The sequence below is a fragment of the Mycobacterium sp. genome (assembly GCF_049281135.1).
GTDB lineage: Bacteria > Actinomycetota > Actinomycetes > Mycobacteriales > Mycobacteriaceae > Mycobacterium.
The window spans coordinates 1-5,665 of the sequence record NZ_JBAPRN010000038.1; the positions used below are offsets into that span (position 1 = coordinate 1).

Here is a 5,665-nt window from a genome sequence, read left to right on the forward strand (position 1 = left end):
GGCATGCAACGAGTACTTCGAGCTGGACCGGCCCAGTCCCTACATGCTGATGACCGCCCCGGTGATCCGCGAACGCCGGTTGGCCATGGAGCGCGGCTCCCTCGACCTCGACGACGACCTGCTGCGCATCGTCCGGCAGGTGCGCAGCGACGTGCCGGCCATCACCCACATCGACTACAGCGCTCGCATCCAGACGGTGGGCCCGGACAGCAACCCCGAATTCCGCTCGATCATCGAGGCGTTTCGGGACCTCACCGGTTGCCCCATGGTGGTGAACACGTCGCTGAACGTCCGCGGGGAGCCCATTGTCTGCACTCCTGAGGATGCCTTGGCGTGCTTCCTTCATACGGACATCGACGTTCTCGCCGTCAACGATCTGATCGTCACCGGCAAGCCGCCTGGCACCCGCGGCCCGGCCGAATCGCCGCGCAATCGGCGGATCAACGCCGACCCACCCCTCGTCGAAGCCGAGCGGATAGAACTGTTCTTTCGGCTCTTCCTGACGCCGCTATCCTCGCGCTACGCCGGCGATTTCGCCCGTCGGCTCGGTGGCGAGACGACGACCGGCAGCGCCTACTCACCGCCAGAGGCAGCGGCCGAGTTCTGTGAATTGGAAACTCTCGACGCCGTCGGAGACCTACTTCGGCAGACGTGGACGGCCGACGGTGTCGTTTCGGCCTGCGAACTCATCCAGCCGTTGCTGGAACTGGCCGAGGAGGTCATCGACGCCTGTAGCGATGGAGATCTCGGCAACCTGACGCCGCATACCTACACCTTGTTTTGAGCAGCGGGCGGAGCGCCGTGGGTGGATCAGACTTCACCGTGTATCTGTTCGGCAGCTCCGTGCCGTGGGGCTTCCCGTACGCCCCCAACTGTGACGTCGGCAAAATCGTCGCGCAGACATGGTCGAACTCGGTCAACGGCTGCGACCTGGTTGTGCGCAACGAGGCACGATACGGAGCGCCGTCGCGCTACGTGCTGGAGCGAACCCGGTCCGTCGCGCAGCATACGCACGCGCCGGGCAGGGCGATCGCCCTGGTGTACTCCGGCAACAACGAGTTCATTCACCTGTCGCCGGATCGCGACAGTCGAGGTCGAGGGCCCATGCTGGTGTCCGCCGCGGAACGGCGCTCCATCGTCGAAAGTCACCGGCGACATCTCGAGGCCAGCGTCCAGATGCTGCGCGACGCAGGCATCGAAGTGGTGCTGTCGACCATTCCGACCAACCTGCGGGACTGGCCGCCCAGCTACACCGTGCTCACCGACGAGCGAGCCGAGTATTTTGAAGACCTGTATTCGCGCGCGGCGGATGCCGGTCGCGCCGGTCGGCTCGACGACGCCGAGCGTCTGTTGCAGGACATCCTCGGATCGGATCCAGAGTTCGCCCAGGCTCATTTCCTACTCGGGCGCATCCTTCTCGCGGCGGGACGAGCCGAAGATGCGCGCCCACACCTCGTCGCCGCCAACGACTTCGATGGTCGGCCCATTCGGGCAATCAGCAACGTGAACAAAAACATTCGCGCCCTGGCCGCCGAACACCGGATCCGGCTGTTGGATGCGGAGGCGGCGTTTCAGGCGGAGGCTGCGGACGGGATCTGCGGTAGCGCCCAATTCTGGGACGACTGCCACCCGAAGCTGGCCGGGTTTATCCAACTGGCCGACCTGCTCGGTGCCCACATCGCAGACTTCGCCGGCCTCGACGCCGCGCCGGCCATCGCCTCGTCCGACGAGGTTCGCGACGGCCACGGCATGGATCAGACGTTTCTCGCCGGCGTCTACGCACGCACCGGCCTGTACTGCTACAAACACTCCGACTGCTGGGACAGCGACCCGACCCTGGACCTCGCCGAGAGCTATCTGCGCGACGCGCTGAACATGGCACCTCGAAGCATCGAAGTCCACATCGCTCTGGCACTCGTGCTGGCACGCGGCGGCGACGACGCCGGCGCTCAAGGGTTCGCCGGCGCGGCGATCCGGCTTGACCCGGAGCGTGCCAACTGGCTGCTGCACGGGCGAGAGGCCCGGGTCACCCTCGGCGAATTAGGGATCGTCGACGTCGAACGTTGGGCGAGCGGGGAGACCAACGGGCCGCACCCGACACAGTGACGAAAAGGCTTGCGCTAGACCCCGGTCGACATAGGCACATGCGGCGGCTGGTCGCCCTTGACGGCCCCCGTATCCCCGGGGCGGTACTGGCGATAGAGCACGTCGAGCATCGCGTCACCCGCCGGCGAGTCCTCCTCGGCCAACCGGACCCGATCCCAGTCGGACGTCGGAACCTCCTGATAGAGGCCGAAGGTTTTGGCGATTCCAGTCACCTCGGCTCGGCTCAGTTGCGGCTGGTCGAGCATGCTCACCTCGGGATCCGTGATGTCGCAGAAGGTATCTGGATCGAGGTACCCGTTTTCCACCGCGACGGTCCGCAGCTCGGTGCCGTGCAGCGGCGAGAAGATGAAGCAGCCGGTGGTGTCGATGTCATCGGGCAGGTTGCGGGTGAACTCGATGGTCTCGAAGATCAGCTCACGCGTCTCCTCCGGCATCCCGATGATGCAATTGCCGGTCACCGAAAAGCTTCGCCCCGAACAGATGTCGAAGGCGGCCCGAAGTTGTTCGTTTGTCTGCGTACGCTTCAGCATCTTGCGCCGGTACTCGGCATTGCCGTGTTCGATGCCGATGCTGGCCCGCAGCATGTTCATCCGCTCCAGACCGTCCGCCGTGTGCTCGGTGATGGTTTCAGAGCGGGTATTCATCCAGAACGGGATGCGGTAGTCCTCGTAACGCTCGACCAGCTCATCGAACACCGGCGGCGGCAACGCGAGGAAGGTATCGGCCAGCCAATAGACGAGTTCGATGTTGTGGAGTTTGTGCTGGTGCTCAAGCTCCGCCATGGTCCGTGAGATCGACTTGCGCCGGTAAAACACGCTGCCCTGCTCGGCGAGCGCTATTCGGTTGTTGCCGGGCGAATTGCAGTACGTGCACCGGTAGGGGCAGCCGCGCTGGTTCTCGATGCCGACGGTTCGCCACACCCGCCCATCCATGGGGCGATAGATCGCCTGCTCCTCGAACAGGCTGTAGTCCGCAAACGGCAGTTCGTCGAGATCGACCCGGGGGCCCAATGGGTTTCGGTGCACGTTGCCGTCCTCACGAACCCACAGATTCGGGATGTTCGTCACCGACCGGCCCTCGCACATCCGCTTGCACAGCTCGGGTAGCGCGATCTCGCCCTCTCCACGACAGACAAAATCACCGACGTCGTCGCGCAGGATAAACTCGGGGGCAAAGGTCGCGAACGGGCCACCCCAAATCGTCGGGATTTTGCGGTCCTTGGCCGGCAAGGCCCGGATCATGCTTCGGCCAATGGAATACGTATTCTCGACTACCGAGACCGCGATCAAATCCGGTTGAAACTCAGCCACTTTGGCGCGGAAATCATCCAGCATCCGGGTGTTGCGAAATTCCACGCCGCGCTCGAACCAGTCGAACTGCTTCACGTATGTCCGGTAGTGGATATAGTTCGCCGTCAACTCTTCCACGTAGAAGGTGCTGTCGAACAATTCGACAGCAAAGCCACGCTCCCGAAGGATGGCGGTAAACAGCCCCATCGAGTACGGCATCATTGCTGATTGCTGGATGTTGGGATAGACGAGCAGCACCCTGAAGTCCGACGGCTTTTTCCAGGCAGTCGGCTTCGCGCTCGGAAGTTGCAACTTAAGGTCTGAAATCACGTCGACTCCTACCCGAATGGGCCCCTGCGAGCCAATAAGGTTCTCACGGTGATGTTTCCGGAGTCAACAATCACGGCACGGAATGTTGGCCGGTGCCACCCCAGTGTCGTTCGAGTACACCTGCCTCGACGCACTCTTGTAGAACGTTCCAGACGTCTTGTGCGCTCAGTTGTTGCCCGGCAGCCGTTGTAGCGTCGTTGAAGTCGAAGAAGCGGCCAGCCCTGCCAGCGATCCAGCGACACAGCACGCTGGCCTCGGCAGGTAGTTCAACGTCGACGCCGCGGCCGCCATAGTTGCCGATGCCCGGTGGATTGTCAAGCAGCAGTTGAGCTTTGGCATCGGGAGTGAGCCGGAAAGCTGCCTGATGATGGGAGGCCAAGTTGCCGAGCAAGTCAGCCTCGAGTAATTGCTGAGGGTCGCTCAGCGCCTCACGTACCTGCTCCACCGCCCAGGCCATGCCCTGCTGAGCCGCAGTGGACGGGCCTGCGAGGTGAAATGCCCCGAACGGGGTGGTCCGCATGCGCGAGTCGCGCGTTAGGCGACGTTCGAGGGCGGCCAGCACAAGTTGTGACCAGGTGGGCAGCGCGAAGTGATAGCCGATGGACAGCGAGGCAACGTCGTCTGCCAGCGTGGTGTGGTAGGTGCCACGCGGAAGCAGCAGCGCAGACCCGTGCCGCATTTCGATGTCTTCCAGCTTCCCCAGGAATTCGGGACGCGTGGCCAGCCGAGGCAGTGACGGCGGGTAGTCCAGGCGGGCGGCGGTCTCTTCGTTGTAGAGCGGATAATCGAGGAAAGGATGCTGGCCGACACGCCAATGCTTGTAGCCCCGCAGTTGCACCACCACGCTGTCGAACAGGTCGAAGTGCAAGCCCAATCCGGAGCTAGCGCCTGACGGCGTGTACACCAGGCTCACGACAAACAGCCAGGGTTTATTCCAGGGTTCCATCAGGCCGCGGGCGGCCATCGGCCGGCACGGCAGGCCGATCGATTCCAGGATGTCGGTGCCCCGTCGGAGCGCCTCGGGGAGGTATTCCAGCATGTGCCAGCAGACGACCGTATGACCTGCGTGATAGAGCGGAACAGCTTCGCGAATGGTGCTTGCCGGAAAGGTATGTAAGACCTGAACCCCGTCCGACTTTGCGGCAGTCCCCTCAGCACCCGAGACATCACGGAAGCCGTAGACCGACACCGGAATGCCGGGCGCGACCTTGGCCAGTGCCTCCGGCGTGGGGAACCGTTCGGCAATAGGTTCTTCGAGTTTCTTCGAGGCGCCGTGCTCAACGAGGAAGCGGCCCTTCGCCCAATAGTCCAGCGTCTCCCCACGCTCGCTGGCACGCGGGAACAGGTCCGCAAGTGCACCCCGCCGAGGCGCGCCCGGAGGTGAAGTTTCGACCGGGGGCGGGGGACCGTCGTTCATACTGATATCACCTTTCGCCACGCACCACGGGTGGCTTCTCGCCTGCGCCTCCAAGCCCCGGAGAAGTCCTCGGTGTGCAGCAAACCCGTCAAGACATTATTGAACCCCAAAAAGTGCCGTACCGGCCCGGATCGTAGTATGGTCGCCCTCAATATCCGGGAACGTAATTCGTGGGATTGCGGTTCTTTCCGCGCCCCCCCTAAAAACACCGGGGGACTTATGACGCCTACGCGTAAATCGGCCCGGTTGCGCCAGATGCTCAATTCCGACGAGCTCGAGTTCATCCTCGAAGCCCATAACGGCATCAGCGCGGTCATCGCCGAGGAGGCTGGCTTCAAAGGTATCTGGGCCTCAAGTTTCACGCTGTCAGCGCAATTCGGAGTACGCGACAACAACGAAACCAGTTGGACACAGGTCGTGGACATGGTCGAGTTCATGGCTGATGCCACATCGGTGCCTATCGTTCTCGACGGTGATACCGGCTACGGCAACTTCAACAACACCCGAAGACTCGTTCGTAAAC

Annotated in this window: 5 protein-coding genes; 3 read left to right on the forward strand and 2 right to left on the reverse strand. The window is 63.0% G+C overall.

Annotated features, from left to right (window positions below; all coding sequences use genetic code 11):
- Both WAN02_RS01460 and WAN02_RS01465 read left to right on the forward strand, forming a co-directional pair.
- Window positions 1–784 (forward strand): carbamoyltransferase C-terminal domain-containing protein (locus WAN02_RS01460; protein WP_422262146.1); only part of this gene is annotated, 784 nt, incomplete at its 5' end.
- A gap of 17 nt (window positions 785–801) precedes the next feature.
- Window positions 802–2,106, forward strand: a complete 1,305-nt coding sequence (locus WAN02_RS01465; RefSeq protein ID WP_422262148.1) for a tetratricopeptide repeat protein — start codon at window positions 802–804, stop codon at window positions 2,104–2,106.
- A 14-nt stretch (window positions 2,107–2,120) separates the two neighbouring features.
- Here WAN02_RS01465 and WAN02_RS01470 read toward each other — a convergent pair whose 3' ends face one another.
- Both WAN02_RS01470 and WAN02_RS01475 read right to left on the reverse strand, forming a co-directional pair.
- Window positions 2,121–3,653: a B12-binding domain-containing radical SAM protein gene (locus WAN02_RS01470; protein WP_422262150.1), complete on the reverse strand. Its 1,533-nt coding sequence runs from the start codon at window positions 3,651–3,653 to the stop codon at window positions 2,121–2,123.
- Window positions 3,654–3,795: 142 nt separating this feature from the next.
- Window positions 3,796–5,142, reverse strand: coding sequence for a JmjC domain-containing protein (locus WAN02_RS01475; RefSeq protein WP_422262153.1), 1,347 nt, complete (start codon window positions 5,140–5,142; stop codon window positions 3,796–3,798).
- 30 nt (window positions 5,143–5,172) lie between these two features.
- Between WAN02_RS01475 and WAN02_RS01480 the strand changes: the two genes are divergently transcribed.
- On the forward strand, window positions 5,173–5,665 hold a 493-nt coding region (locus WAN02_RS01480), incomplete at its 3' end, for an isocitrate lyase/phosphoenolpyruvate mutase family protein (RefSeq protein ID WP_422262155.1).

Bases quoted from the DNA above. Each gene is read 5' to 3' on its own strand.
- WAN02_RS01475 (WP_422262153.1), bottom strand. From the start codon at position 5,142: ATGAACGACGGTCCCCCGCCCCCGGTCGAAACTTCACCTCCGGGCGCG.